This window comes from [Clostridium] innocuum (assembly GCA_012317185.1).
GTDB lineage: Bacteria > Bacillota_I > Bacilli_A > Erysipelotrichales > Erysipelotrichaceae > Clostridium_AQ > Clostridium_AQ innocuum.
Window position 1 is genome coordinate 3,446,733 of sequence record CP048838.1, and the last position, 25,468, is coordinate 3,472,200.

Annotated in this window: 26 protein-coding genes and 1 pseudogene; 25 read left to right on the forward strand and 2 right to left on the reverse strand. The window is 44.2% G+C overall.

All coding sequences use genetic code 11. The features are described from left to right. Nucleotides 1–48 precede the first annotated feature (48 nt). The 13 genes from G4D54_16845 (at nt 49) to G4D54_16905 (ending at nt 11,415) form a co-directional block, all read left to right on the forward strand. The gene (locus G4D54_16845) at nt 49–2,697 is read left to right on the forward strand and encodes a hypothetical protein (GenBank protein ID QJA03990.1); all 2,649 of its coding nucleotides are present in this window, start codon (nt 49–51) and stop codon (nt 2,695–2,697) included. A gap of 187 nt (nt 2,698–2,884) precedes the next feature. Further along, nucleotides 2,885–3,592 (forward strand): HNH endonuclease, encoded by a 708-nt coding sequence (locus G4D54_16850; GenBank protein QJA03991.1) that lies wholly within the window; start codon nt 2,885–2,887, stop codon nt 3,590–3,592. Nucleotides 3,593–3,704: 112 nt separating this feature from the next. Then, nucleotides 3,705–4,175 (forward strand): hypothetical protein, encoded by a 471-nt coding sequence (locus G4D54_16855; protein ID QJA03992.1) that lies wholly within the window; start codon nt 3,705–3,707, stop codon nt 4,173–4,175. Next, entirely contained in the window at nt 4,172–4,504 is a 333-nt protein-coding gene (locus tag G4D54_16860) for a hypothetical protein (GenBank protein ID QJA03993.1), read from the forward strand. The genes G4D54_16855 and G4D54_16860 overlap by 4 nt, the downstream gene beginning before the upstream one ends. 25 nt (nt 4,505–4,529) lie before the next feature. After that, on the forward strand, nt 4,530–4,964 hold the full coding sequence (locus G4D54_16865) for a signal peptidase I (GenBank protein ID QJA05224.1): 435 nt from the start codon (nt 4,530–4,532) through the stop codon (nt 4,962–4,964). A 7-nt stretch (nt 4,965–4,971) separates the two neighbouring features. Next, complete coding sequence (locus G4D54_16870) at nt 4,972–5,697, forward strand: signal peptide protein (protein ID QJA03994.1); 726 nt, start codon at nt 4,972–4,974, stop codon at nt 5,695–5,697. After that, nucleotides 5,694–6,194, forward strand: a complete 501-nt coding sequence (locus G4D54_16875) for a hypothetical protein (GenBank protein QJA03995.1) — start codon at nt 5,694–5,696, stop codon at nt 6,192–6,194. The genes G4D54_16870 and G4D54_16875 overlap by 4 nt, the downstream gene beginning before the upstream one ends. A 17-nt stretch (nt 6,195–6,211) precedes the next feature. Then, nucleotides 6,212–6,772, forward strand: a complete 561-nt coding sequence (locus tag G4D54_16880; protein QJA03996.1) for a hypothetical protein — start codon at nt 6,212–6,214, stop codon at nt 6,770–6,772. Continuing rightward, nucleotides 6,765–7,355, forward strand: coding sequence for a hypothetical protein (locus tag G4D54_16885; GenBank protein ID QJA03997.1), 591 nt, complete (start codon nt 6,765–6,767; stop codon nt 7,353–7,355). The genes G4D54_16880 and G4D54_16885 overlap by 8 nt, the downstream gene beginning before the upstream one ends. Next, a complete protein-coding gene (locus G4D54_16890) occupies nt 7,339–9,495 on the forward strand; it encodes an isopeptide-forming domain-containing fimbrial protein (protein ID QJA03998.1) in 2,157 nt (718 codons plus the stop codon). Before G4D54_16885 ends, G4D54_16890 begins: the two co-directional genes overlap by 17 nt. A gap of 18 nt (nt 9,496–9,513) precedes the next feature. Further along, entirely contained in the window at nt 9,514–9,852 is a 339-nt protein-coding gene (locus G4D54_16895) for a hypothetical protein (GenBank protein QJA03999.1), read from the forward strand. A gap of 206 nt (nt 9,853–10,058) precedes the next feature. Then, the gene (locus G4D54_16900; protein ID QJA04000.1) at nt 10,059–10,715 is read left to right on the forward strand and encodes a hypothetical protein; all 657 of its coding nucleotides are present in this window, start codon (nt 10,059–10,061) and stop codon (nt 10,713–10,715) included. Beyond that, nucleotides 10,708–11,415, forward strand: coding sequence for a phage Gp37/Gp68 family protein (locus G4D54_16905; protein QJA04001.1), 708 nt, complete (start codon nt 10,708–10,710; stop codon nt 11,413–11,415). Before G4D54_16900 ends, G4D54_16905 begins: the two co-directional genes overlap by 8 nt. 446 nt (nt 11,416–11,861) lie before the next feature. Here G4D54_16905 and G4D54_16910 read toward each other — a convergent pair whose 3' ends face one another. After that, nucleotides 11,862–12,242 (reverse strand): hypothetical protein, encoded by a 381-nt coding sequence (locus G4D54_16910; protein QJA04002.1) that lies wholly within the window; start codon nt 12,240–12,242, stop codon nt 11,862–11,864. A 350-nt stretch (nt 12,243–12,592) separates the two neighbouring features. Between G4D54_16910 and G4D54_16915 the strand changes: the two genes are divergently transcribed. The 12 genes and pseudogenes from G4D54_16915 to G4D54_16970 all read left to right on the forward strand — a co-directional run bounded on the left by G4D54_16915 (nt 12,593) and on the right by G4D54_16970 (nt 24,207). Continuing rightward, entirely contained in the window at nt 12,593–14,512 is a 1,920-nt protein-coding gene (locus G4D54_16915) for a DUF1738 domain-containing protein (protein QJA04003.1), read from the forward strand. Nucleotides 14,513–14,522: 10 nt separating this feature from the next. Beyond that, nucleotides 14,523–14,972, forward strand: coding sequence for a hypothetical protein (locus G4D54_16920; protein ID QJA04004.1), 450 nt, complete (start codon nt 14,523–14,525; stop codon nt 14,970–14,972). A 2-nt stretch (nt 14,973–14,974) separates the two neighbouring features. After that, nucleotides 14,975–16,678 carry a hypothetical protein gene (locus G4D54_16925; protein QJA04005.1) on the forward strand — a complete coding sequence of 568 codons (1,704 nt, stop codon included), beginning with the start codon at nt 14,975–14,977 and terminating at the stop codon, nt 16,676–16,678. After that, nucleotides 16,675–17,340: a hypothetical protein gene (locus G4D54_16930; protein ID QJA05225.1), complete on the forward strand. Its 666-nt coding sequence runs from the start codon at nt 16,675–16,677 to the stop codon at nt 17,338–17,340. Before G4D54_16925 ends, G4D54_16930 begins: the two co-directional genes overlap by 4 nt. Before the next feature lie 10 nt (nt 17,341–17,350). Further along, entirely contained in the window at nt 17,351–19,312 is a 1,962-nt protein-coding gene (locus G4D54_16935) for a type IV secretory system conjugative DNA transfer family protein (GenBank protein ID QJA04006.1), read from the forward strand. Between the two features lie 14 nt (nt 19,313–19,326). Next, on the forward strand, nt 19,327–20,154 hold the full coding sequence (locus tag G4D54_16940; GenBank protein QJA04007.1) for a hypothetical protein: 828 nt from the start codon (nt 19,327–19,329) through the stop codon (nt 20,152–20,154). A gap of 997 nt (nt 20,155–21,151) precedes the next feature. Then, entirely contained in the window at nt 21,152–21,667 is a 516-nt protein-coding gene (locus G4D54_16945) for a hypothetical protein (GenBank protein ID QJA04008.1), read from the forward strand. A 435-nt stretch (nt 21,668–22,102) separates the two neighbouring features. Next, a complete protein-coding gene (locus G4D54_16950) occupies nt 22,103–22,594 on the forward strand; it encodes a hypothetical protein (GenBank protein QJA05226.1) in 492 nt (163 codons plus the stop codon). A 57-nt stretch (nt 22,595–22,651) separates the two neighbouring features. Further along, nucleotides 22,652–23,167, forward strand: a complete 516-nt coding sequence (locus tag G4D54_16955; GenBank protein ID QJA04009.1) for a transposase family protein — start codon at nt 22,652–22,654, stop codon at nt 23,165–23,167. Beyond that, nucleotides 23,157–23,405: pseudogene (locus tag G4D54_16960) on the forward strand (transposase). Before G4D54_16955 ends, G4D54_16960 begins: the two are co-directional and overlap by 11 nt. Next, nucleotides 23,402–24,028 carry a transposase gene (locus G4D54_16965; protein QJA04010.1) on the forward strand — a complete coding sequence of 209 codons (627 nt, stop codon included), beginning with the start codon at nt 23,402–23,404 and terminating at the stop codon, nt 24,026–24,028. The pseudogene G4D54_16960 and the gene G4D54_16965 overlap by 4 nt, the downstream one beginning before the upstream one ends. 2 nt (nt 24,029–24,030) lie before the next feature. Continuing rightward, the gene (locus tag G4D54_16970; protein QJA04011.1) at nt 24,031–24,207 is read left to right on the forward strand and encodes a hypothetical protein; all 177 of its coding nucleotides are present in this window, start codon (nt 24,031–24,033) and stop codon (nt 24,205–24,207) included. A gap of 320 nt (nt 24,208–24,527) precedes the next feature. Here the strand turns inward: G4D54_16970 and G4D54_16975 are convergent, their stop codons facing one another. Next, nucleotides 24,528–25,466, reverse strand: coding sequence for a hypothetical protein (locus G4D54_16975; GenBank protein ID QJA04012.1), 939 nt, complete (start codon nt 25,464–25,466; stop codon nt 24,528–24,530). Nucleotides 25,467–25,468 lie beyond the last annotated feature (2 nt).

The following is a 25,468-nucleotide window of genomic DNA, read 5'->3' on the forward strand; positions in this document are numbered from 1 at the left end:
GGCCAGTGACTAGCCTTTTCGCTCATCATGACAGGGAGGTATGAGCAGATGCGCATACAGGTACCGATCGCCAAGGATACCCCGATCGAGCGTATCTATGAAGGTGCAGGATATATACACAGACTACGATATCCACAGGGCTGCGTCGAAAAAAAGGAAGCAGGAGATGAATGGCCGGCACACACGAAAAAGATAAGCAGCGGAGCGTATCGTGCGGCGGTGAATGCATTCGATGAGAAGCATATCCTCCCGGCCCTGCATGCGAAGAGGAGTGTCTTACTGAACGCGGGCACGACGATGGATGTACCTACGACTGCAGCAGGGCTCGCCAAGATCGAAAGCGACCTGCGTCATGTATATCTGTGGGATGGTCAGGGATGGCTGGATATCGTTTCGATACAGAGTCGGATGGACAACACCCATCCGGGACAAGAGAGAGGACAAGAAAAGGAGGCACCTATGAAAACGTATTATAGGACGACAGAGGAATATACACAGCGGCTGACATACCAGATCGAGAGCGACTTCGGCTCTGACGGTGAGTTCGTATATCAGCATACAGACCGACAGATCCTGAGCGGTACACCGATCCTGGCATCCGATGAGGATATCTCCATCTATGATCTGAGATATCCGGAAGGAGCGATCCATGACGGCGTCGATGATACATGGAGGGCGCATGCGGAGGAGATCGATGAGGCTGCATATGAGGAAGCGAAGCTGACGTATGATCAGGAGCATATCCTTCCAAGGCTGTACCGGTCGAAGCAGCAGCTCCAGCATGCACGGGAATACGAGCATGCGATGGATCGAGCAGAGGATATCTTTTTCAATGATCCCGAGATGGTAAAAGAATACTGGGATGACGACGCACCTCCGATGAGACGCGATATTCCGGATATCCTGTATAAAGCAGTACAGGGATCGTCAGAGCCATCTCTCGATAAAGATGAGATACAGATGCTCTATGAAGTGATCGATCGGACTGAACAGGACGCGTATGAAACGTCCGTAAGGTATGAAGGCTACGTGAAGGAAGCTCTGGAGGATGTAGATGGAGCTATCACTGATATCGAACAGCGGCTCGCAGCTGCAGGCAGAGTATCACCGGATACCTTCCGTACAGCACACATCCTGGATCAGGTGGATATGCTGGCTCGTGAAAATCTTGCGGATCCGGGAAACCTGAGAAAAGGATTGGACGAACTCCTTTCGGATGATATAGCGCATAAGCATGAGAGACATACAAATCAGGCATATTACAAATATGATACAGAAACGTATTATCTCAAGAATAGTAACGGCGTCTACGTGCGGTTGTGGAGAGGCGGAGAGATTGATGGGGAGACTCTTACAGATCGTGATATCGTCCTATCGATCAATCATCCGACATTAGATTATGATACAGGTGTACGATATGATATGCATGAAATGCCGGAGCATACGGATTGGATGGGATTTGCCGGCGTCATGGAGGGGAAGGATCTGCAGTATCAGCTGACGCAGGATCCTTTCCTGTACACGACCTTGAACGAGGAGCTGCAAAAAGACAGCAGGACCATCCAGAATACATTGTCAGGGCTAGAGGAAGTCGCACATGAGCTCTATAAAGAAGAAATGGAGTATGCTGATATCAGCCCAAACGGCGGCGCGGATGTCGTTCCGAGCACACCTGCCGAACATTTCTTGGAAGACATGAAGGAGCTGTCCGGATATCCTGCTCTCGTGGAAGCCGGTGAACAGCGACTGGCTGAAAGCCGCATGGGACGTGAATTCTTGGATACAAGAATAGAAGAAGATAAAATGAAGCTCTATTATATCGATAATGCAGAGCTCTATGATGAACTGCATGAATTGGAACTTGAAAACATCTATACAGACGGTGGACTGCTGCATACCAGAGAAACACTCGACACAGTAAAGCAGGATATTCGTAAGAAACAGGAGAACGTGAAAGAGCTTCAAAAGTTGAAGGATCAGCTGATGAAGAAACGATATCGCTTCTGGCAATTCCGCCAGCATCGAGAAAATTTGAAAAAGTTGGAAAGCATCGATAAAGAGATCAAACATATGGATGAAGAGATCTACGAAGACACCGGACTTGAACAGATCCTAGAAGATAAGCTGCCTACGCTTGAAAGATATGAAGGATTACAGGCACAGCTGAAGGCTCCTTATCAAGATCATATCCTGAAAGAAGCATACGATCCTGTTCATGGATATCGAACTTCCATGGACGCTCTTTGTGACCATAGAACAGATATCGAGCAGGAATTGCAGAAATTAGAGGATGTCAAGTCATTGCAGCCATTCACGAAGCGATTGGATATCGAGATTGATATACGCCAATCAGATATAGCAAATGCAAAGCTGCAGCTGCTGGGGTTGAAGGAGACCTTCGGCAGAGTATTGGAAAAGCCAGGCGTCTACGATACGAGGTTGACCCTGACCTGTAATGGTCGAGGATATTTGAAGGACAGGGTCCTGGAGGATGGAGAGATCGAGAAGCTGCAGGAATTGATGACATCAGGACATGCCAGTCCGATCATCAAGCAAGCGCAGGCGATCCTTCGAGAGGATCATCATATAGATAATGCCCGGGAGCTGAGTTCCTTCGCTCGGCAGATCGATCGAGAAACGATCATCGAAGAAAGCTTCTCGGCGGAGATCCAGACGACACTGGCACCGGCATTCTGATCGACAGAAAAAGGCCAGTCACTGGCCTTTTCGCTCAGAACCATCCTTATCCTTCCTCAAAAGATACTTCCATTCCCTGCACTTCCATGAGAAAACTCATGTATCATGTTTCATCTGTTCCTTGCTATGTGAAAATAGATATGCTATCCTTATCTACAGAATATTATATAGGAGGATATGGAACAACATGAATACTTTAGATTCTTATATGGTATACGGAATCATCGCCCTTCTGCTTGTAGTGATCATCAGCACGATATGCATCTTACGTTCACCATTTCATTATCCGTATTTCATTCATTCTTTTGACGTCTCTGGTAAGAGAGCACCTCAGATCGAAGACCTGGTCGATGAGTTTCTGAATGCCGGAAATTTTTATAGGGTCCAGGAGCATGGTCACTATATTTCGCAATGGAAACAGGAATGTCGTAAGAAGATAGAAAAAAGTAAGATAAAGACATATCGACAAAAGCAATTCAATGCTTGTCTGGATGACGGTGCGGCATTTAGATTTTCTCTTACTCGTCAACAAACAAGATATAGACAACAAAACTATGTGAAAACATCCTATAAGGTTTCACAGATCACAGATGAATACACTTGCAGTTATAACTATTTACGAGATCGAGATCGTCAATTACGAAATATAAATCATGAATGCACATTACGGAACTATCATAGTAAAAATCAAAGAAAACTTATGACAAAGGAGCTTAGAAAAAAGATCATGGTTCGCGATCATCATACCTGTCAGTCATGTGGAAAGTATATGCCGGATGAAGTCGGGCTCCACATTGATCATATCGTACCTGTTTCTAAAGGAGGCAAGACTGTGCCATCGAATCTTCAGGTACTTTGTTCTAAATGTAATGGAAATAAATCAAATAAGCTCTAAAGGATCTTGAATAACAAAGAGGTCCAACCACCAATATGAAGGATTAAGAGGCAGGAATACCTGCTTTTTTATTCGTTACTTAAGGGATACACGATCGAAAGGAGAACCTGATATGGAAAAGCATACAGAACATAAGCTGCTTCATAAAGCAATCGACAGAATAAGCTATCGACATCGTCATGAACAGGCGTTATCAAGCTTCAAAGAAAAGAAGCGGCGATATCTCTCCATGAACGAGGATGAATTTCTACTAAGCTATATAGAGATCAGTATGAGATGTATATGTAAGAAATGGACGCTCTTCTTTTCCTCGACAGTCTGGCTGATGATGACGATATCTTCGTTTTCCTATGTGAAGAAGCTGCTTGCTGTCTTTCCAGCGATCTCTGATCAGGAATACCGAAGCACGATCCTGCTCGTATCTATCGGTGTACCTGCAATGATCCTCCTGCCATGGCTCGTCTGTCTGGTAAATGCGCTCATCAGGCAATATCGACGGATGAAAGAAAAAATGATCATGGATGAGGTGAGAAGATATCTACGAGAGAATATACATGATGATGAAAACAGAAGGGTTTTATGACAAGATGGCTGAAAGGTATCGCTCATTTATCTGCATTCGAGGCGATCGAACAGATTAAAAACGCGAAAGATGAAGAAGAGAAGAAGCGTTTGATCCAGAAGGAATGGGAAAGAAGGAAGAAGATCCGGCAAATGACGAACATGATGGTCGTCATTGGTTCGATCATAAACCTCGTTGCCACCCCGATGCTTTTTCTTAGGATCAAACAACGAGTCTTCGATATCATGATACCGGACCATGCAGTAAGCGTCACCGTATCCGCCTGTGCGATATGCATGATAGCGATGATAGTATTCTTTTTAAATGGTCTCATAAAATCAAATCGCTGATCTTTTTATCCCCCAAGAAAAGGAGCTGATACGAACGAAACGAATAGGCAGCATTGCGTTGACCATTCTATTGGTTTTGGTATCCTTATGTTTATGCGGTCATTTCCGGATCTATTGTATCCTAAGTGGTTCGATGGAGCCCACGATATCCACCGGCAGTCTCATACTGGTCGATACCGATGTTGTACTGTATACGGAGGATATCGTTACCTTTCAAAAGCAGGATTCCATCATCACACATAGGATCGTGAGACAGATTGATGATCAGAGATTCATCACAAAGGGAGACGCCAATGACAGCGATGATCCTACACCGCTCTATAAGACGCAGATCATCGGTAAGGTCATCCTGGTCATCCCTTACCTCGGCTATATCGTCCTATTCATCAGACGATATCTCTGGCTGCTGTGCGCGGCCTTTTTGGCATGGCAGATCATACGAAAAAGGAAAAGGAGATAAGAAATTTATGGAAATCAGAAACAAGAAAAAAGTAGGCATCCTCTCAATAGCTGCATTGGCAGGAATCACAATCATTGGATCCTCTGTCGCATATTTCACTTCGACGGATACGAAGGACAATCTCTTTACCGTAGGCTCTGTGAGGACCATCCTGCATGAGGACAGATGGGACGATCTCGCAGATACCGACCATAACGGTATCCCCGATATGGCAGAAGATATCATACCGAATAAAACGATCCCAAAAGATCCGACGATCGAGAATACCGGCAAGAACCCTGCCTGGGTCTATCTGGAGGTCAGAGTACCGATCGTAAATATCATCACCGCGCAAGAGGATGGCTCACGGAATCCGAAAGCTGATACAGAGCTCTTCCTCTTCACGCCGGACCTGGATCACTGGCGACAGCTGAGTAAGATCGTTGAAGAGGATACCGATGGCAGGAAGACAGCGGTCTATGTCTTTGGTTATGAGACTGTATTGAATCCCGGACAGACGACAGCAGAGCTGTTCTCCTCCGTGACCTTCTGCAATGCGATCGAAGAACAGGGGCTGGAGGACAGCGAACAGACGATCACCGTCAAGAGCATGGCCATCCAGCAGGAGGAGACCGGAACAATGGAGGAAGCCTATGGAAGCTTCATCAACCAGGAACATGTTACGAAGGAACCTGCACCGCAGATGCCAGAAGATGGAGAAGCAGCTGTGGATGATGGAGGTCACGATGAATGAAGCACAGGAAGAAATGGTTCCTCGTCTTCCTGTTGGCAGGGATCATCCTTATGATGGTCCCCTTCAGTATCGCCTATCTGACGCATGTGGAAACGAGAGAGAACCGGATAACGATTGGACAGAACGATGTCATGATAGAAGAGGATTTCACACCTCCCAAGCAGTGGCAGCCGGATACGACGTACGAAAAGGACGTGAAGGTCCGCAATACCGGCAGTGTCCCCTGTTATATCCGCGTCTACGCAGCGCTTTCCGATACGACCATCCCTGCGCATATGGACTTCGATACGAAGGACTGGACGCAGGCCGATGACGGCTACTGGTATCATAACAGCATCGTGGAGCCGGGAGCTGTCACCTCCAGTCTGTTCACGAAGGTGACGATCGAGGACATCGAAATAGAGCAGCGGAAGACATTCGACATCATCATCTATGCGGAATCTGTACAGGCGGAGGGCTATCGCGATATACGGGATGCCTTCGCCGGTATACGATGAAGGAGGTATGGAATAGCATGAAGAAAAGAAGATCACTCATCTTATCTCTTGTCGTATCCCTGCTCATCTGCGGACTGATCATGGGGGATTCCCTCTCTTCCCTAGTACGTTCCTTCCAGCAGCGTTTCATCGCACAGACGGATACCGTGGAGGTGACATTGATCGATGACCTACAGCGTAGTGAACCGATCGTACCGGGAAGCAGGATCCCCCTGGATATGGATGTGCAGAACCTGGGAGCTGCCTGTCAGGTACGTTTCAAGGTCTGCGTCTATACCGGTGGAGAACTGCTCCGTGAGCTTACAGAGGCGGAGCTGGAGCTGGCGGATGGCTGGGAACGGAAGAAAGACGGATATCTCTACCATACAGGCATTCTGGAAGAGGATGGCATACTGGAGCTGTATGACGCTGTCATCGCGAGCAGTGACATCATCACGAAAGAAGATCAGACGCTGGTACTGGAGACGACGATCCAGGCCGTACAGAGTGAGCATCTTGAGGTCTCTTCGGATGGCTGGGGAGATACCGAGATCCGACAAACGCTCCGTTCAAGGAATGAGGTGAGATCCGATGCGTAGAAAACTGCTGTTACTGACGATACTGCTGTTGCCCTTCCTCCCTGTAAGGATACAGGCAGAAGGATCAGACAGGGACGACATCCACATCCGGATCACGGAAGCAGGGATACAGAAGACATCGGCAGATGATATCGTGTTGTCACGGATGCTTCCGGGAGATGAACAGACCTATACCCTAAGGGTGGATAACCGAAGCAAGGAGGAACAGGAGCTCTATCTCAAGCTTTCCACAGGAGAAGGACAACTTGCCGAGATACTGGAGCTGCAGGTGACGCAGGATGTCCACCGCCTCTATGAAGGAACTATGCAGGACGCGCAAAGCGGTATAGAGATGGGGCGCTATGCACCACAGGAGATGACGACGATCCGGATCACACTGCGTCTTCCGAAAGAGACAGACAATGCATATTCGATCAGGGAAGCTGCTGTCGATGTCGAGCTCACTGCACTGACGATACAGGAAAGCGTAGCTACAGGAGATCAGACACAGCGGACACTGCTCATATCCAGCACGCTGGCATCCATCTCCTTCCTGATCATCATCGTAAGAAGGAGGCGAAAAGATCATGAAGAAGCACGGTAGTCTACTCATATCGATCCTGTTGCTGTTCCTGCTGATCATCCTTCCCCAGGATGGCCATATCACAGCAGCGACCATCCATGAGGTATCCGGAAGCAGCACCATCATCGATTCCTATTATAGCTTCGCACCGAAGTTCACGCCCGGGGTATCCTGGGCGGAATTCTATGGCTGCAGGAGCTATGATGATAGTGCGCTGTTCCGCAATGAAGGAGCTGCCAGTGGACGACTGCCAACGAACAGTCACCTCGCCCTGTTATCGAGCAATGCGCTCGTGAGAAGTGGCACGATCGGCGTGCGATACAATAACATCGGCCACTATAACGGATCGGCAGTAGATCTAAAGATCATGCTGGTGGACGGAGAGATCCGCACGGCGACTACGACGACGCATCCGGATATTAACATGCCGAGCGTCGCCTTCATGGATAACAGTATCGACATCTACCAGCAATCCTATCAGAGCAGGAATTTCGTTTGGCAGTTCACCTTCTATAGGAGAGGAACGAACACACCGATATCAGTACCCTTCCATGCGAATTTCAAAGATATCGATAACACGGAGATCTTAGGTCATGGCTATAGCGGGATCGATGGCGTCTATGTGATGAGCAGAGGCAGTGGCGGTAATCTGAGCTATAACAGTTCTCAGGTGTATGCACCGTCAGAATTGAGTGGAGATGATGTCCGACAGAACTGGGCTACATTGATAGGAGTGGCCTCGAGCTTCCGGCTGGGGTATACGAGAAGACTGGATATCGATGTCGAGACATGGGACAAAGGAAGTGATTATCGAACGTTCTATCACTGGAAATGGTCCAACGATTCCCTCGTGAAGTTCGATACACCGGTCCCGACGAAACGCATCAATGGCAGCACTTCGGCATCTATTTACAATGATACTGCTTTTAACTATACGGTAGACTTTGCAGTACCGCCGGAGAATGCGACAACGTATTACACGAGCTTCAAGCTCAATGATACCCTGGCAAGCTGTCTGCAGCTGGCCAATGGAACAAGCAGCATCACCATCCGAGATTCAGCCGGTAACGATGTGACATCGAAATTCGATCGTACCATCAGCGCTCAGTCCATACAGCTGAGCCTTCGTAATGTCGGTGACGCTTCGTTCTATGGAAAAAGCTATACCGTCACGCTGAAGTGTAAAAAGAGAAGCGGTCATGACCTGTCCGCCTGGTTCAGCACATCCGGTTCCGGATCTGTCCGCAATACAGCGTCGATAACGACAGATCGAGGGACGAAGACATCGAATGCAGTAACTGTGGGCTTCTATTTCAAGATAACGACATCTGTGACGAACGGGACGATCACGGCAAGCACAGCCTCCCAGCTGCCGAATACGAGCAGGACGATCAGCTACAGCCCTGTGGACAGTGACCACGTATTGGAGAGCGTCACCATCGATGGGAAGGCAGTCGATATCAAGAAACATCCGAAGAGCTATACCTTCAGCGGGATAAAGGAGGACCATACGGTAAGTGTGAAATATAAACGTGTCTACAAGATCGAGACCGGTGCGAGCGGTGGGACGATCACACCCAAGGTGACCGGCATCGACAAGAAAGAAGATAGAACGATCACGTATACAGCGGATAAGGGGTACTATCTGCGCAGACTGCGTGTAGACGGAAAGGAAGTAGACGTGAAGCGATACCCTACCTCGTATACCTTCCATGATATCTCTTCAGACCATGTCATAAAGGCAGAATTCCTGCCGATACCGGAACTGCGGATCACGAAGCGGATCTATGGGGAAGAAATGTATCCGGCGTCGGGAGATCCGACCTTCCTCTTCCATATCGAAGGCACAGACTTCACCGGAGAGAGACAGGAATATACGGAGGTCATCCGATTCACAGCGTCTGACAAGAAAGCGTCCGGAGGCATAGAGAAAACGATCGTCCGGAAGGATATCCCTGCCGGTGAATATGAGATCAGCGAGATCCCGGTATCGAGATATCGTTTGGAACGCATCACAGGCGTGGTATCCGGAAGCGTGAGCGGCAGTAAGGTGATACTTGATACCGATGGACAGGATGCAAAGGCGACCTTCGTGAATCGCAGGGAGAGCTATCAGGATTACAGCGATAACGATCTGGTCATGAATACCTTTTCGAAATAGAAGGAGTGATTCAACTATATGAATGCAAAGTATTCCCTATTTCCTATCATCCTTTCTCAATTCATCGCTTATATCATACTGATCATGAATAGCGATGAAGGAATGCATATGGAAGCAGGATCTTGGGCAGTAGCTGTAGCGATTATCGGACTCATAGGAAGTATATGGTATCGATACGCAGCATCTAAAAAAAATGCTACGCTTGAGAGAAAACTGCATGAGCAAGAGCAGGTGATAGCTGCGATGAAGGTCGCATTAGAGTTACTCAAAAGTAAAAACCAGCAGCTACAAGATCAAATCGATGAATATGAAAATACATATCATGAAAGGAAGCACGGTCATGGAATCAGCAGATGATTTCATTGTCTGAAAACGAACAGAAAGGAGTCTCACGAGGCGAACGATGGATCACAGTTTTCCTTATAGGATCCAATATCAGAAAAAGGTCAGTCACTGGCCTTTTTCTATAATATGCAGAGATTCAGCTAGAAGCCTACAAAATGAGAATGATAGAGGACAAAGGCGCAAACTCTTAAGTTTAGATACGTACATGCGGAGGATCTGTGATAGTTAAACAAACATCCCTTAAAGGAACTGTAAAAAATCTTATTAAAGAACCCATCAGTAAATATTATGAAAAAGCCTATGGGATGAAATTCAGTGAAATCAAGAAAGTGTTCAATCATGGAAATACTCCTATAGAAAGAAATCAATTATTTCGCGAAGCTTTAAGAAAGCAGCTTCAAAAATATTCTGATAAGCATAGCTATGCTTATACACCTGTGTTTCTCGATCACAAATTGCACATTTATGATATCATCGTCCTCTCATATTCAACATATGGCCAAGAATTATTAAAGAATACGATGTACAGGCTGTACAGAGACCGAGAACAAGCTATCGAGAAAAACGTGCAGCAGGAATTCGATCTATTTTCCACAACTGAAGAAGATATATATGTAAAAGATAGACGATCCGGTATATCAGAGTTTGAATTTCATTATGCAGATGAGCATATCATCAAGATGTTTTGTGAAGCGTTCAAGGGACAGATGTTGACGAAAGAAGATTTTAGAGAAAGATTGCGGAGACATCCCTACTTACCTACTAATGTTTTGAATATGGTAAAAAAGGTATGGAAGTATGAAATCGTGAAAAGAGAAGAGAATGGAAAGACAATCGTCTATTATAAGTTTTCGGAAAGGGGACTTTATGAATAAGAGTAAAATCGAATGGACAGATAAGACATGGAATCCGATCACCGGATGTACTCAGATCAGTGATGGATGTAAGAATTGTTATGCAAAAAAAATGGCACATAGATTGCATGCGATGAAGAATCCAAGATATGAGAACGAGTTTAAGGTTACGATACATGAGGATCTGTTCGATGCACCATTGAAGATGAAAAATCCAAGTGTGATATTCGTATGTTCCATGTCGGATCTATTCCATGAGGAAGTGAACTTTATCCATATAGAAAAGATCTTCCATACGATGGAACGAGCGGATCAGCATATCTTCCAAGTATTGACGAAGCGGCCTGAAAGACTTCTACAATTTTCAAAGGAACACAAAATACCAGATAACGTATGGGTGGGAACAAGTCTGGAATCGGAGACATATAGAGAAAGAGTAGATATCCTGCGAAATGTCAAAGCACGAATACGATTCTTATCCTGTGAACCTTTACTGGGATCATTGAAGCATATCGATTTCAAAGGGATCGATTGGGTAGTGACAGGAGGAGAATCCGGAAGTAATGCGAGGCCGGTAGATAAAGCATGGATCCTAGAGATACGGGATATCTGTCAGGAAGAGAGGATACCGTTCTTTTTCAAACAATGGGGAGGATGGAACAAGAAAAAGAACGGGCATGAATTAGATGGAAAGATATATAAGGAGATGCCAAACAAATGAAGAGGATCTAAGATCCTCTTATCTTAAATAAAAAAGGCCAGTGACTGGCCTTTTTTATGTTGGATATCCTAAGTGCGCACAGTCGTGCGCATTCAAAAAGCTGATAGAAAGGACGTTTCCGATAGTTCGTGCGCACATTCATGCGCACGAGGGTGACGTTGTGCGCATGAATGTGCGCAGAGACGAGGTGTGTGCGTACAAAAAGAGGAAATCGTGCGCATTTTTCTGTGGAAAAGTTGAAATCGTGCGATGGATAAAAGCTTCCTGTGTGCGCACGAAAATGCGCACTTATAAGGGTCTCGCCCGGCTTTGCCGCGCGATGTAGCCAGGATTGCGCACGAAAGTGCGCAGATCCTTTTATCCTGCGTCCAGCAAGCAAAGGCCCATACACAAGATATGAGCTCTGCCTGACCATCGGTCAAAAGGCCAGTGACTGGCCTTTTTTTCTAATGCTTCAACGCCTCGAAGCGATTTAGGAGTTCCTGCATGCGGGAATCATGAGCGGCACATTTCTTCATCTGTTCCACCATCTTGACTTCCTTGCTGAGGTCTTCCATCTCACGTAACAGCATCGCACGATTGACCTCGGCTTCCTTTCCACGCAGATACTCAGCTATTTCGACCTTCGTCAGAGCGTTGTGATAGTCGTAACGTCCTGTAAGTATCTTGAGCTCATCACAGGGCTCTTTTATTCTTGCGGTGATGAAATGGTCGTTGTAGTCGATGACGACGATATCGTCCTTTTTCAATTCTCCCTCGAATGCACATACGCAGGAACATGTATCATCGTCATAAGTAGAACAGGTCTCAGCAAAATAGTATTTCATAGATATCTTCCTTTCCCGGCAATTTGCCATGTGTCGCAGACACATCATGGGTACCCGGCCATGTCTGCGATGGCAATGAAAACACACGGATGGGAAAGGATGGCAAGACCTGCGGAGCAGCTTGCTAGGAAAATGAAATTTTCCGTAGTCTTGCGATCGTGAACCGTGTGTTAGAACTTGCCGCAGATATGGCCGGGTACCCTGTAAAAAAGAGGTAAAGATCATGAAGAAAAAAGAAACTGAATTGGAAACAGTCATAAAGGAAGCAGGGATATGGATCAGCGATCCAAAAGAGCTAGAAGAAGCTTTGGATCTGAAGGACATATGGGAAGAAGAGGATGGTGATCTTTATGAATGATATGCTGAATGCCGCACGCAGACGTTTGATCGCGGAGTACCTGACAGCGTTGCGCTCGGATACGATCCCCTGGCAGAAGCCATGGAAGACGCGTGCTCCGAGGAATGCAGTTACCGGCAGAGCCTATAAGGGGATCAATCATCTCCTGCTGGATCACATCGCAAATGAAAACGGATGGCAGGATCCAAGATGGTGTACGTTCCTGCAGGCGAAGGAACAGGGCTGGCGTATATACAAGGGTGAGCACGCCGTACCGGTCGAATACTGGTTCATCATCCATACGGAAGAACACAGGACCTATAGCTGGGAGGAATATCATACCGCGATCGAAAACGGAGCAGATGAACATGATTTCCGATTGCGGACGAAGATCAGTCATGTATTCAATGCAGCACAGCTAGATGGGATAGCTCCTTATCTATCGGAGGAGATAGAGATCAACAAGAATGCTTTCATCGACGGACTGATCGAGAACATGGAAGTAGACTACGTGGAGATCGGAGATCGAGCCTGCTATGTGCCGGCAGAAGACAAGGTAATGGTACCGCCTAAAGAAGCATTCCTGCATACGTATGCTTATCATTCGACGAGACTGCATGAATTATGTCACGCGAGCGGGCATGAAAAACGTCTCGCCAGAGATCTGTCAGGGGTGTTTGGCAGCGAAGCCTATGCAAAGGAGGAACTGCGGGCAGAGATCGGTTCTTCCTTCCTGATGCAGGATCTGGGCCTTTCGTATGATGATCGGCACAGCCAGCAGCATATGGCATATGTACAAAACTGGATCAGCGTGCTGGAGAAGGATCCGAATGAACTCTTCCGTGCCATACGGGATGCAGAAGAGATCACCGGATATATCAAAAAGGTCGGAGGATATGAGCAGTTCATCGAAATGGGAGACGTACGAGGACCGGAGCTTTCCGTGGAAGCACAGGATCCGATATTCTCGATCGCTCTGCACAGGCTTGCGGATGACGCGGAGGTATGGCTGGATCTGCCGGCAGGAGATAAAGAGATCGAGGATACCATGAGGAGCCTCGGTATCGCAAAGACCGAAGAAGGTGGATGGTACCGGGAAGCCTTCGATATCCCCAATCATGACGGATATCCGTTCTACCGTATCGATCCGCATGAAGACATCATGACATTGAACGTACTGGCCAAGCAGCTGAGCATGTTGAATGAGCGACAGCTGGCAGGACTCATCTGTTATGCAGATACGAAGGATATCTTTCAGAATGAGGCGCTGACGATCCTGAGCCTGCATGCAGATGATATCCCCTACTTCACCTATGACCACGAGCTGATGCAGAGCGATGTGATCAACGATATCTCCTTAGAGGAGCGCTACGGTATGACGAAGGCGATCGATACCGGGCTCATGAAAAAATTAGATGAACTGCAGATCATCACCTATTTTGATTTCAAGAGCTACGGATACGGCGATATATGTAACGGACGCGTGACGCTATATGAGGAAGGCTTCATAGACGATACGATTCGTGTATCGCTTCCGGAGACATTTACAGAAGCTCAGGTGATGATCACGGACGCTTATGAACACCGATACAGCATCGCCGGGACAGATCCGGTCAGTGCGGAGCGTCTCTGTGCAGATATCGACAAGCTGATCCATCGCTATCCCGATATCCGGAATCTCCACTATGATCTGTCATCCGATCATATGAGCTTCCTTTACGAGGATCGTAGCGTCGATGTAAGCTTGTCAGATATTCTCGAAAGGAAGAATGGGTTCGAACAGTTCCTGGTGCTGCAGCCGGGAGAAACGAATGAGGGATGCTTGGAAAGGAGTTATCGGAAGCTGGTAGCGATGAGCGATCTGCTCGAAGAGGAACAGGAGCTGTTCCTGGAAAGGAAAGAAGATATCCGGATCGCCGGGATCTCGATATGAGGAGGAGAGCATGGAAAAAAACAAGGAATCGATAGCATCTGTACGCTATATCGATAAGGAATTATATGAACGACTGGTGAAGACAGTCCAGTTGAAAGGAGGACCGTATGGAAACAAGCGGGAGCTGATCAATTATGTCCTGCAGGACTACCTGGAGATGAATGAGATCGAAAATATGCGCAATCCGTATCTGATCCGGATCATCCGTGAGATCGTCTCTTCTACCGTAGGAGAAAGTGAGAAGCGTCTTGGAGGCAGACTCTTCAAGCTGAGCGGAGAGGTGGCCCTGAATGTATCCATACTCAATCAGATCGTTTATGATTATATGAACAAATTCGGGAATGACGAGGAATCTGCGAAGGTCCTGCGACAGTATCGTGAATGTGCCGTAGAACAGATGAGAGAGAACAAATTCTATCCGATGACATATGCAAAGCTCGTCAGGGAAGAAGATGATTGAGCATGGCTCGTCTCATCATCTACAATGATTATCTCAATGCAGGGAGCGATCCGTCTCATGTCCTGCAAAGTCTGGACTATATAGCCAAAAGAGAAGGTGTGGAAAAGAATGGGATGGAAGAACGTCTGAGCGATATGAAGCGGCAGTTGAATCCTGCGACGGCCAGCCGTCAGGTGACGGAGAGGCAAAGAGTTCTGATCAACGCCCTATTAGAGGAATATCCGGATCTGAAAGAAGATATCCCCTATGAGGAATATAAAAAGGATCAGAACATGTATACGGCAAGCAGATTCATCGCGGAGCTGGCAGAGCGTCTGGAGGAGCTGACGATGGGAAACGAGATCTATGCGAATTATATAGCAGAGAGACCGGGCGTCGATAAGGACGTCGATCAGGAGCATGGGCTGTTCGATGAAGGAGGAGCCGCAGATCTGCAAGCGATACGTTCAGAATTACAGCAGCATAGTGGAAACGTATGGCGCAGCATCATTTCTTTACGCCGCAATGATGCAGAAGAGTTCGATAGAGATGATCAAGAAAGTTGGAGGAGCTTGCTACAGCAGCATGTCCCTTCCCTTGCGAAAGGTATGGGGATACCGATCGAGCATTTCCGATGGTGTGCCGCATTTCATGACGAATCCTATCATCCGCATGTCCATATGATGTACTGGTCGATCAAGGAAGGAGAAGGCTTCTGCAGCAAACAGACGCTCCATGATTTCAAAAGTGGACTCGTGAATGACATCTTCAGCAATGAATTGTGGTTGTACCGGGAGTTCAAGCAGGCAAAGCGGCAGGAACTGGAGGAACGTTTCCTGTTGAAGGAGAGCGATCCTTTGGAGAAGAAAAACGATGCCTGTTATAAAGCATGCATGAAGCAGGTACCAGCACAGATCGTAGAGGATATGGAACGATTGTCTACCCTGCTTCCTGACAGTGGCAGCAAGGCATATATGTATCAAAGCAGGGATATAAAACAAGAGATCGATCTAATCGTAGCGAAGATACTATCCGAGGAGAGCATCAAGCCGATCTTTCATGAATATATGTGCAGTCAGAGAGAACTGGCTGCTTTTTATATGTCGGATGATTCGAAGGCCATGAAAGCTTACATGGACCAGACCCTGGAAAGACTGATACATCCCGGAAAGAAGGATCGAAAGGTGCTCCATAACATGGTGCTGCAGCAGGCACATCAGATCAAGGAACAAAGGTTCATAGCAAGATTGAAGCTGGAGCCTATGCTGCAGGACATCATCGAAAGGATGAAAACGAAACAGATCTCTGCAGAGGAGATCAGAGATCCGAAAAGAGTCGCGAAAAGCATCTATCGGATATATGGAATTCTGGGAAGACCTGCCGAGGAGGCTCTGGAGGCGGCAGCTGCCGTCATCCGGGATGAGGAAAAACGTATGGAGCTCTATCTGGATATCAAGAGCGATGACACGCTCAGGCACATGACGAGAGCTGATTGGAAGCTGTTGAAGGATACCTACCTATCGAAGGCAGAGCAGGAAACACAGACCGATGTCCGTGCTGATCATACGCTGCATTCCTGTGCCAAGCTCCTGCATGGTATGCTCAGCTTCATGACGATCGAGACGAGACAAAATACGCAGGAAGCTGCCCGTCTGCATAATGCTATCCTACGAGATGAAAGGATGATCCGGATGTCAAAGTGGAAACGAGAGGCAAGAACGACGTGATAGGATATGAAAAAGAAGAATATGAGAACAATCTTACGAGCGTCGAACATATCCAGAGTGGTAAGCTCTATTGGATGATCCTCGATGCTGATTATATGGAATACCTGAAGCGCATCGATCCTCATATACCGGATCATGATTACGGTCCTGATCATATAAAACCGTTCTATGGTCCCCTCATCCGGAAGGATGGGATATGCTATGTGGCGGGCGTCAGTCATTATATACCGGACAAGCATGATAAGATACCGGCGAATCTTACATTTCAGAAATTGTACGATCATGAATTTCAGAAGATGGTCGCTGTGAGCAATCTGAGATATATGTTCCCGGTACCGGAGGAATGCATAGAGAGACTCGATTACAGAAATATCGATCGCTATGTCACCTTCCATTCACAGCGAGACCGTTACAATCAAGTGAATCTCTTGAAGAAGATGCTGCATGCATTAAATGATTCGGCATTACAAAAAAGAGCGGTGCAGATAAGGAGTATGAAGCTGCATGAGGTACGGCACTATTTGATCGATCGCTGTCTCGACCTCGGAAAACTGGAACAGGCCGCTCATCAGTATGCAGCAGAAGTTATCGGGCTGCAGGAGCAGGATATAACCGAGATGGCAGAGGAGCTCTATGAAGAAGCACCGACGATAAGACTATGAAGGAGGGCTTATGAACGAGATGATACATATAACACCTGTTTCGATCATCGCATTCATCGTGATCGGGATATGTGTAATGGCCATGGCATGGATATCCGGAAGTTCGCGAAAACTGGATAGGTTCAAAGCAAAGGAAGTAGGAGATGGACAGCACGGGAACGATCGATTCATGACAGAACGGGAAGCCAAGGATTTCTATACAGTGATACGATTACCGGAAGAGATCGAGGATCATAGCGGGGAGTATCCGGAAGGGCGGATCATACACTATGATGAGACGACGAGAGAGGCTTACATCGACACGACGAATACACATGCCAGGATCGTCGCACCGACAGAATCCGGAAAGAGTACAGAATATGTCATCCCGAACGTACAATACAATATCATGGCCGGGACCAGCATGATCATCCCGGATACGAAGAAGGAGATCTATGAGAAGACAGCGCAGGATGCCAGGAACTGTGGATTCGAGACATACGTTATAGATTTTCAGGATCCGGAGCTTTCTGTACAGATCGATCTATTTGAGGATATCAATGAATATATGGATCACCATCTAACGCACGGAGACATCAAATCGAAGGCTGCCTGCGAAGACGCTGCAGGAGCGCTCGCTATGGATATCGTATATTCCCGTGATCGTGGAAATAATGAGAATCCCTTCTTCGCTCAAGCGAGCAAGGGCGTGATCCATAGCCTGATTCTATTACTCTCTATGTTTGCAGAACCGAAGTATAAGCATCTGGGAAGCATCAACAATATCCTTCATGGCATGCTGGAAGCGCCGAAGGACAAGAGCGATAAGACGCCGATGATCCTGAAGATCATGCGGAAGCTGCCGGACGATTTCGGCGCAAAGAAATATCTGGGAGCTGCATTTGCGGCCGCTGAAGAAACGGAGACCAATATCTATTCCTCGGTCCTGGGAGATCTGGAGCCTTACATCAATGCATTGGCCGAGCAGATCATCGCGAAGCCCGCTCATGCGGGGAAGAAATTCTCGTATCGCGATCTATTGGATAAGAAGAGTATATTATATATCGTCATCCCGGAGCATAAGCCGCAGTTCCGCTCTTATGCGTCGATCATCATCCGAAAGCTATATAATCAGCTCACGGAATATGCGAATACATTACCGGGGAAAAAGCTGCCGAGAAGGATCTTGTTGGAATGGGAAGAGTTCGCCTTGTATCCTAAGGTCAACGAAGTGGAGGATTGGCTGGCCATCATGCGTGGCAGAGGGATCATCGGTGATTTCATCTACCAGTCAGACCATCAGCTGAAGAACAAATACGGAGAAGATATCATGAAGATCATGATGGATCAATGCGCAGTATCGATCTACCTGGCACTATCTCAGGAGGATACGGATACAGCAGAGCGTCTATCGAAGGCGATCGGAACGAAGACGATAAAGACCGGCTCTATCAGTGTCAGCCACGATTCTGGCAAGAGTGGCTCCCTGTTCGGGAGTACGAGTCATTCCGAGACCGAGCAAATGATGGAACAGGCGCTGATGAGGGTGCCGGAGCTGCTGCATATGGATCAAGCCGGCATGAAACTGCTCCTACGACGGAATCAATATCCATTCAAGACACATCTGTGCAGATACTATCTTCCGGAATGGGGACTGTGGCCGGCAGAAAGCAAGGGAGAAGAGACGATCAATGAAATGAGCGGGATCGATTATATGACATACGATCACCTCATGTATGCGATCGATGAGCACATGGAACGTCACGCTCCGATCGTTTCTGTAAAAGAGACGGAGCTGGAGGACAGAAAAGAGCGAGAGCTTGAGGGACTTGAGCTCGTGGCAGATCAGCTGTACAAGCTGACCGGAGACCGCCGGTGTGCGGAGCTCGTACTGGAAAAAAGCTATGGCGAGCTGATCGTCTATATGGACAGATATAAGAAGATCATCAGTAAATATGAGCTCCAGCAGCTGCTGGAACCATACGCGGAATGAGGAGAGATACGAATATGTTAATGATGCAATATGTACATGAGCGGATGCTGGAATTGGTGAGAAAGAGCTATCCGGAGGATTATGAAAGATATCGCCATTTCTATATCCGATTCGAATTCAAGGAAAAGAAGAGCAGCTACTCGAAATATATCTTCGAGAAGAGGATCCTGCAGATAACTACCTTATCCAGAGAGCCGGCAGATATCCTGCTCTCTTTGATCCTGGAGCTGGCACATCATATCGATATCATCCGGCGGAAAGAGACGCATGATGACCGGACATATCTGCTTATCGTCCGGAAATTATTAGATACAGCATTGAAGCAGAATATGATCCTACCCTCGGAGCTGTACCGTACAGGCATCCGGGGACTGAAGGATCGGTTGCAAGAGAATTTCGGTTCCTTTCAAAGCTGGAGATGTGAGCCGAGACAGGAAAGTGAGCATGTATATATCTTGGTTTTCGATGCTTATATGATCAAGAATCTATTGAAGGCGAACAGCTATCGGTATGATCCGGATCAGCAAGCCTGGAGCAAGTATATAAAGGCAGAAGAATACGATGACGAACTGTATTTTCTGAGCCAATATCAGAATCGAGCAGACTTCAGGATCATCAAGGACAATACGTTCTACATACGACCATGTTATTGTTTGAAGATAGAGACCTATTCGATTGAAGATAAGGAGCTATGGAAAGCTTTCTCTTATCATTATCGACCCACAGAAAAAAAGTGGTATAAATATATCTATGCCGCAGATCTGAGGATCGAACTGGAGATGATCCAGGATCTGCCGAAGCAAAAGATAACGATTTCAAGAATCAAAGCAGCTCGCGCTTGAGAGCATCTATCGTAGCTTATATAAGGGGCTGTGAAAGGATAGGATGATGGAAAAAGAAGCCGCTTCTATGCGAGAGAGCAGCTTCTTTTCATTTGCAATCATGACCGGAATATTGTATAAACGTGCTGTCTGATCTGTCATAATACATAGATTTCACAAAGACATACAATGTATCCAGTGACGTTCAGACATTGCCGGCTCTACGCCAGTTTTATGATGGTATATCGATATCGTTCATCTACATATTTATGATATTCTATTTACTATAGTCCTTTCGCGACGACTGGATAATGGATGAATAGAGTATTTACAAAAAGAATTTGGTATGATAATATAATATTGTTTTCAAGGGAAGGTTCACTTTATATGTAACCCCCCCTTCCCTTGGGATGGCGAAGGATGCATGTCTTTAAGACATGCGTCCTTTTTATAAACGTAGAAATTTATGTTTTTATTATACAAAACTTATACGAAACGTAACAGCATTTCTGCTGAATCAGCATTGTATCATATTGTGCAATATATTAAAACCCCTTTAAATAAAGTTTTTTTACTTTCATGATTCTATTTCTTATTACATGACATTTTAAAAGTGTGAGAAGTTTGTGAGAAAACACATAAAAAATATATACTTTCTAAATTTATTTTAGGCTTTAAGTAAAAGGCTCGCGCATCACGATAGCTGGTACTCATGAGTATATATGGGCATGTGGAAAAAGCCTAGCTATTTATTTAGTATCTCATAAAATAATAAATGTAATTAAAAATCATCAGATATGGAATTTTTTGTTTTTTCCTTCACTTCATAAATAGATTTATGTTTTTATTTGCATCCAAATAGCAATTTTGTAATTGAAACCGTTTTCTTAAGAAATCTTAAATATAGTTGATTTTTCATAGTAATTTGTTAAATTAGTTATATAAAGCAAAGGGGTGGTCATATGGTAATGATTGATGTTTTCTAAAAAAGACTAATAAAATTAAGGGAGGTAACTATATGAAGAAAATTATTTTATCAGTCATAACGTGCGCATTAGCGAGTATCTCATTTTCTGAATCATGCTCAGCGAATGCTAAGGAAGTGTCCAAAAGCTGTTCTCCTATCATCGTATCTGAAAATAATATACAAGATGACGATTATATCTATTGGGATTTCCATTATATTTCTGATACAGACTTTGAAATCATCGTACCATACGAAGAAGGTAGAAATAAAACATCTGGTTCATATGAAGAGAACATCACTAGAATCGAGACCAGATCTGCATCCGGTGTGGCTGCCTGGGTGTTTGGAACATGTCAAGTAATCCAATGGGTTTCGAATAAAGATATCTGTGGGCATTTAGTAAGGCAATCAATAAATCTTTTAAAAACAACAGGGAAGCCTTTACCGAATGGAAAATATAAAGTAACATACACTTATGTCTCAGGAAGAGTACCAGGATGTGAGCCAATCCATTCCGGTGTTTGCAATAGCGGATACTGGAAAATCACTTATCAGAAAATAGGATAAAAGACTATGAATTTAAATTTATTAAAAACTGTTCTTGGCTACCTTGTATGCATTACCTATATCGCCGGTTACATTTTCAAAATACATAAAGATATTATTCTTCCTATCGGCGTCATATTCTTTGTTTTTTATATCATCGTATCTCTATTAAAATGGTCTAAAAATAAAAAACCGACATAAAAGTTGGTTTTTATTGAATATATAAAACTGGATAGGGATAAATCAACCTTTAAAAGTCATAGGGATTTTTACTTTTAGAAAGTGATAACCTTTAAACACTTTTAGGATGAATTTCTCTATCTTTTTTGTTACAGTATTTTTAGAAAGATTGGACGTTAAAAAAAGATAGAAAACCACTAACCGACCAAAGTTCTGTGATTTCTATCCGTCCTCTAAGACAATATTATGATACTGAAAATTACCAACGACTTCAACATGATTTTGAATGAAAATGATTATCAGGCTTTTGTTGCTTCGATTGATTTACTTTCTTTATATTGTCCTGTTTGTGGTGTTGTTGGTTTTTTTATCTTATACGGACACTATAAAAGATTTGTGATTACAGATGATGTATCTAATGATTGTAAAATAAGCATTCGTGTTCAGCGTATCCAGTGTACTCAATGTAGATCCACTCACTCCTTGCTTCCAACTAATTTTGTTCCTTTTACGCAGTTCACTTATCTTTTCATTTACTATATTGTCACACTTGATGAGAATGATGATTTGATTACTTCTTTTGATGTTGCACTACAAACAGTTCGTAAGGTTAAAGCTCGTGTGATTGCTTTTTGGGATTCATTATTTCCAGATTGGAGAGATCTCAAGCAGAACGACTTAAAGATAGAATCTTTAAAGCGTCATAAGATCCTCTTTGGATCCACTCATGAGTATCATTCAATTTATATACCACCAACAGAGCTGTAACTCGGATTCTAATTTCTTTTGATATTATGTCATTGAAATTAGAAGGGAGATGATCTTATGATCGATAATGATGCTTTCAAACTGTTGTTAAACAATCTTTTTCACCTGAATCCTGATGATATTGCCAATATTCTCTGTACTACATTCAATAAGATGATGGTTCTTATTGTTACACTTGCAGATAAACATCAGGCTTGTCCATACTGTGGGTTTACTGCGCCCAAAATTAAGGAGTATGTGACCAAGGAAGTCACTCATTCAGCACTTACCACACAGAAATGCATAATAAAATACAGGGCGCGTCGCTACAAATGTCCTGTTTGTGGAAAGACCTATTATGAATTCAATCCCTTTGTCTTCAAATCTCAGAAAATATCGATCCTCACTGTGCATAATATTCTGAAGGATCTGAAAGACTTCAACGAAACATTTACTTCTGTTGCCAGAAGATACCATGTTTCTCCTACTTCCGTTTCTACTATTTTCGATAATCATGTGGACATTGCCAGAAACAAGCTTCCGGAAATCATCAATTTTGATGAGATAATATGCCTTCAAATCCGAAAAAAGTAAATATGTCTGCGTTCTTCTTGATTTTAAAAAGCAGGTTCCCGTTGATGTTCTACCGAACCGTAAAAAGGAATATCTTTTAAACTACTTTCAAAAGATCCCTTTAGAAGAACGCAAAAAGGTAAAATACGCCTGTTCAGACATGTATGAAGTATATCGGGATGTTGTACATAAGGTGTTTCCCAACTGTATCTGCCTGTTGGACTATTTCCATCTTTCACAAGATTTCCATAAAAAATGAATGAGGTGCGTATCAAAGTCATGAAAGGATACAAAGATGACAAGGCTTCGGATGAATACTATCTTCTAAAGAAATTCAACTGGCTATTATTTAAAAATCCAGAAGATGAAGATAAATATGGAAGACTGTTTGATGTAGAACGTGAACGCAAATACAACTCTCACTTTAAAAGCTATATGAACTACTACGATTTAAGAAAGAAACTTCTCGAAATCAATAATGATCTAACTATTTGTTACTCATTAAAACTAGAACTTGTAGACTTCTATTCAAAATCTACAATCGACAATGCGAAAGTGAATCTAGAAAAACTGATTCGCAGCTGCATTGATACAAACATTGAAGAAATGATCAAATTCTCTAATAATCTTATTAACTGGAAACAGGAGATCATTAATTCATTTACGATTGTAGGTACTGAATATAAAGTTGAAGCAGACAAAGGCCAGGTGGTGGTCTGCAATAAAAAAGTGAATAATGCGATCATTGAGGATCGAAACAAGATTATCAAGTGTATCAAGAACAACGCCAATGGCTACACCAACTGGCTTCGCTTCCGCAATCGCGTAATGTATGTACTCGATCCAGACGCAACATTCAGCCTAGAGCCAAAGGAGAAATAATTATGGATGCACAGGATATTATTGAACTGATCGAATACTTCAGAAAACTACAAAACAATGAATTAGAATTCCAAATCGAAGAATTACGCGGTTACATAGACATAAGATTTGAAGAACTGTATGACCGATTAACAGAATACATTGATTTGAATTATTCGGACTCAAATCACCCATTATAAAAGGAGCAGAGATTTCAACATCTCTGCTCCCTAGTTAATAATTCTTTAAACACTCATAGGGTTTTCAACCCTACAATTTTTGAAGCCAACTTTTAGTCGACCCTATCTAATTGCGGATTCCCACAAAAAATCAGTAGTATTAAGCATGTAGGTTTAGCTTGTATTCACAATCACTATCCTGTTTGCAGATTTATATTAACACATAGTTTCCCATAATGCAACCGTTTCCAAAAAATTTCTTTAAGGTTTTTTTCAGGCACTCTTTTACCTGATGCTTTCGATATAGTATTGTATGATTTTGATATTTTTCCATACTAGGTTTACTTATCTCTATAGCTGATATATGCTAAAAGCACATTTCCTTCTATCATGATTTTACCATAACCACAAGGAATGAAGAAGGTTTCTCCTGCCTTTATTTTTCTACCATCAATGACCCCTATTCCTTCTACACATAGAATGAAGTAGAACTCAGTTAAACAAAATTCTCCTTTATTCTTTATTTTAATTTTTCCGCAGGTATATAAACCAGGTCTATCCAAAAACTCAGTGATATGACATCCATCTTTTTCAATCTCCGTTGTTTCAAGAGGTTCTTTCTTATCATCTGGAATTGTAACATTATTAAATACATGTTCTATATGCAATTCTCTTGGATTACCATCTTTATCAACACGATCATAATCATATAAACGGTATGTAACATCACCATTTGTAGAAAAGGCAACACATACTCCTTCTCCTGCAGATCCGTGTAAGGTTCCTTGTGGGATATCAATAAAATCTCCTCCATGCACAGTCACTTTTCTAAATAGCTTATCCCATTCTTTTTTATTGGTCAGATCAATAAACTCTTTTTTACTTTTTGCATGATGACCGAGAATCATATAACCTTCTCCCTCACCTAACAACCATTCACTCTCCGGTTTTCCACGCATACCACTATATTTCAATCCATATTCATCACTTGGATGAACTTGTACAGATAATGGAGCAACTTGATTGCCAATAACCATGCGAACTGGTAAGTAATCTAAATTACATCCGAACAATTCTCTGTTTTCTAAGTAAAACTGAGATAATGGAATATTTTCTTCCCGCACATTGCAATCCAAATGATTTGGTATAGCAATTACAGAATAGATTTCTGCTACATTCGGTAAATCTGTTTTTAAATCAAACATTTTTATCAATGACCTTCCTCCCCAGATACGACTCTCAAGGATGGGATCAATTTGAAATATTTTTCTTTTCTTCAATT

Coding starts and splice junctions, on each gene's coding strand:
- G4D54_16955 (QJA04009.1), top strand. CDS start 22,652: ATGATCGATAATGATGCTTTCAAACTGTTGTTAAACAATCTTTTTCAC.
- G4D54_16910 (QJA04002.1), bottom strand. CDS start 12,242: ATGAAATACTATTTTGCTGAGACCTGTTCTACTTATGACGATGATACA.
- G4D54_16945 (QJA04008.1), top strand. CDS start 21,152: ATGAAGAAAATTATTTTATCAGTCATAACGTGCGCATTAGCGAGTATC.
- G4D54_16905 (QJA04001.1), top strand. CDS start 10,708: ATGAATAAGAGTAAAATCGAATGGACAGATAAGACATGGAATCCGATC.
- G4D54_16965 (QJA04010.1), top strand. CDS start 23,402: ATGAATGAGGTGCGTATCAAAGTCATGAAAGGATACAAAGATGACAAG.
- G4D54_16970 (QJA04011.1), top strand. CDS start 24,031: ATGGATGCACAGGATATTATTGAACTGATCGAATACTTCAGAAAACTA.
- G4D54_16935 (QJA04006.1), top strand. CDS start 17,351: ATGAACGAGATGATACATATAACACCTGTTTCGATCATCGCATTCATC.
- G4D54_16855 (QJA03992.1), top strand. CDS start 3,705: ATGGAAAAGCATACAGAACATAAGCTGCTTCATAAAGCAATCGACAGA.
- G4D54_16950 (QJA05226.1), top strand. CDS start 22,103: ATGATTTTGAATGAAAATGATTATCAGGCTTTTGTTGCTTCGATTGAT.
- G4D54_16925 (QJA04005.1), top strand. CDS start 14,975: ATGGCTCGTCTCATCATCTACAATGATTATCTCAATGCAGGGAGCGAT.
- G4D54_16880 (QJA03996.1), top strand. CDS start 6,212: ATGAAGAAAAGAAGATCACTCATCTTATCTCTTGTCGTATCCCTGCTC.
- G4D54_16895 (QJA03999.1), top strand. CDS start 9,514: ATGAATGCAAAGTATTCCCTATTTCCTATCATCCTTTCTCAATTCATC.
- G4D54_16870 (QJA03994.1), top strand. CDS start 4,972: ATGGAAATCAGAAACAAGAAAAAAGTAGGCATCCTCTCAATAGCTGCA.
- G4D54_16940 (QJA04007.1), top strand. CDS start 19,327: ATGTTAATGATGCAATATGTACATGAGCGGATGCTGGAATTGGTGAGA.
- G4D54_16845 (QJA03990.1), top strand. CDS start 49: ATGCGCATACAGGTACCGATCGCCAAGGATACCCCGATCGAGCGTATC.
- G4D54_16850 (QJA03991.1), top strand. CDS start 2,885: ATGAATACTTTAGATTCTTATATGGTATACGGAATCATCGCCCTTCTG.
- G4D54_16890 (QJA03998.1), top strand. CDS start 7,339: ATGAAGAAGCACGGTAGTCTACTCATATCGATCCTGTTGCTGTTCCTG.
- G4D54_16860 (QJA03993.1), top strand. CDS start 4,172: ATGACAAGATGGCTGAAAGGTATCGCTCATTTATCTGCATTCGAGGCG.
- G4D54_16875 (QJA03995.1), top strand. CDS start 5,694: ATGAAGCACAGGAAGAAATGGTTCCTCGTCTTCCTGTTGGCAGGGATC.
- G4D54_16885 (QJA03997.1), top strand. CDS start 6,765: ATGCGTAGAAAACTGCTGTTACTGACGATACTGCTGTTGCCCTTCCTC.
- G4D54_16915 (QJA04003.1), top strand. CDS start 12,593: ATGAATGATATGCTGAATGCCGCACGCAGACGTTTGATCGCGGAGTAC.
- G4D54_16920 (QJA04004.1), top strand. CDS start 14,523: ATGGAAAAAAACAAGGAATCGATAGCATCTGTACGCTATATCGATAAG.